This window comes from Halorubrum sp. AJ67, from assembly GCF_000513435.1.
In genome coordinates, this window is sequence record NZ_CBVY010000006.1 from 47,083 (window position 1) to 49,897 (window position 2,815).

Sequence of the window (2,815 nt, forward strand, 5' to 3'; positions counted from 1 at the left end):
CGTAGCCGGATGCGGGTTCGCGTACGGGTCGGGGCGGACTCTGCGTCTGGAGGGGTCGTGGTCTGTCGTCATCGTCGGTAGCGGATCGCCAGCGCGGGGGGTAGCGCTATAGAGGGAGCATTTCGGCCGCCGAGAACGGCATCTCGTGGGTCACGGCGGCGGAGCGACGCCGGGAAAGGGGACCGGCAGAAGACGGGGTCGCCTCGGCGGTCGAGCCGGCCGTCCCCGCGCGGGGGTCACGCGGCGACGGCACCGAGGCGAGCGGTGACCGCCCCGCGGATCCGTCTCCCGACGCTCCGGCGTGGGGCGAACGTCGGAATGGGGTCGCGGACGGTCATGGGTTCGTCCCGGCGGTGGGTACCGGCCGGGCGTGAGTTCACCGAGTACCGGAACCGAATTAATCGTTTCTCGTGTGTGCGGATCAATGGCGTGATCGGCTCGCCGCGTCGATCCGTCGCAGGCGAGCCGCCGCGTCGGTCCGTCCCACAAGCGAGCCGCCGCGTCGATCCCTCGACCGCACCAGTACACTAACGGAGGCGGAGTCTGTATCCATACTAGACGTGTCTAGTAGCCTGCTGCCGGTGATCGCGGCGATACTCGTGTCGGGGCTCGCGGTACAGCTGCTCGCTCACCGGCTGCGGGTGCCGAGCGTCATCTTCTACCTCGCGATCGGCGTGGTGTTAGGCCCGGAGGTGCTGGGACTCGTCACGCTGGAGACGTTCGGCGACGGACTGGAGATAATCGTCGGACTCAGTGTCGCCATCATCGTCTTCGAGGGGGCGTTCGCGCTTCAGATCGACCGGATCCGGCGCGCGTCGACGGTGTCGCTCCGCTTGGTGACGATAAGCGCCCTCGTGATGTTCCTCGGCACCGCGGCGGCGGTCCGCGTCTTCGCCGGCGGCACGTGGGAGATATCGCTGCTCATCGGCGCGCTGCTCGTGGCGACCGGGCCGACCGTTATCACCCCGATCCTCAACGTGGTCCGGGTGCGGGATCACGTTGCGACCGCGTTAGAGACTGAGGGGATCGTCAACGACGTGACCGCCGCGATCGTCGCGGTCGTGATATTCGAGACGCTGCTGCTCGACGACCTCGGCGTCCCCGCGACGGTGTTCTCCTTCCTCCAGCGGTTCGGCGTCGGGATCGCTGCGGGGCTGCTCGCCACCGTCGTCATCTACGTGCTCTTGGACAGCGACCTCGTCCCCGAACGCGACGTACAGGCGTCACAGTTCCTCGTGCTGGCGGCCGCGATCGGGTCGTTCGCGGCCGCCGAGGCGGTCGCCGCCGAGGCGGGAATCGCGGCGGCGGCGACGAGCGGAATCCTCCTCGGGAACCTCGGGCTGGACAACCGCGAGGAGATAGAGAGCTTCGCACAGAACACGACCACGATCGTCCTCTCGTTCGTGTTCATCTCGCTGGCCGCGCTGATCGACGTCGAGGCGATCGCCGGACTCGGCGTCGGCGTGATCGCGATCGTCGCCGTCATCATGCTCGTCTTGCGGCCGCTGGGGGCGTTCGTCGCGACCCTCGGCGTCGAGCGGTTCACCCGGCCCGAGCGGCTGTTCATCGCGAGCGTCGGACCGCGGGGGATCATCCCGGCGAGCGTGGCGACGCTGTTCGCCATCGAGCTGGAGCTCGCGGGCAGCGTCGCGGCCGGCGAACTGCTCGTCGGTACGGTGTTCGCGGTCATCTTCGCGACGGTCCTGATCGAGGCGGGGCTCGCGCGGCAGATCGGCGAGTTCCTCGGAGTGTCACCAATGCGCACGATAATCATCGGCGGGGGCCGGGTCGGCCAGGCGCTCGCCACGCGACTGGAGAACAGAGGCGAGTACGTCGTGGTCGTCGAGTCGGACCCGGAGGCCGTCGAGCGGGCGCGCTCGGAGGGGTTCACCGTCTACGAGGGCGACGGCAGTGACACGGAGACGCTCCGCGGCGTCAACATCGAGGACGCGAAGCGGTTCGTCACCACGACGACCGACGACGACATCAACCTCCTCGCGTGTCAGCTCGCGATCACAAAGTTCGATGTCGAATCCGTCTATTCGCGGGTGAACGACCCGGACAACGTCGACGCCTTCGACAGCATCGGCGTCAAGGGCATCGACGCCTCGACGGCGACCGCGGTGGCCATCGACGACGAGATCGAGCGGCCGGCGCTCACCCACTGGATGAACGAGCTCGGCGACAACCACGACGTTCAGGAGGTCGAGGTGACCTCTCAGAAACTCGCGGGCAAGACCATCCGAGACCTCAACGCGCAGATCCCCGACGGGACCTTCGTCGCCGTCGTGAGCCGCGACGGCGAGAACCACGTCCCCACCGCCGACAGCGTCCTCGAAATCGGCGACCACGTGACGTTCATCGGCGACACCGACGCGGTCCGTCGGGCGATGGACCGGTTCCACCCGCACGATTAAGACGTCGCTCGGGTGGTCTGGCCCGTCCGTTTCTAACTAGCCGTTGACGACGTAACGGTCGCTGAAGCCCCAGTCGCTCGGCTGTACGTAGCTGGTTTTCGCACAGTGCCGATCATCGAGACCGCTGAAGCCCCAGTCGCGAGGCGGGCGCACGCTCGCTGCGGTCCTCGTCACTCGCGCTGCTCGTTCCTGCGGTCCTTGCGTCGCCTGCGCCCGCCTCGCGACTGCCCCTTCGAGTCCCGCCCCGCACCGCCCAGCACAGCACCTCACGCCTCCCCAGCCTCGTCAGTCGCCACCGCTTCGCTCCGGCGATTGACTCCCTCGCGGGCGGTTCGCGGGTGCTATCGCACCCGCTCACCGGCGCGCCACCGATTCTTAAAGACTCATGTCTGTACCCG

Annotated in this window: 1 protein-coding gene; it reads left to right on the forward strand. The window is 68.0% G+C overall.

Going from position 1 to position 2,815, the window contains the following annotated elements:
* Positions 1-581 precede the first annotated feature (581 nt).
* Positions 582-2,417 (forward strand): cation:proton antiporter, encoded by a 1,836-nt coding sequence (locus tag BN903_RS07425; protein ID WP_079890612.1) that lies wholly within the window; start codon positions 582-584, stop codon positions 2,415-2,417.
* Positions 2,418-2,815 lie beyond the last annotated feature (398 nt).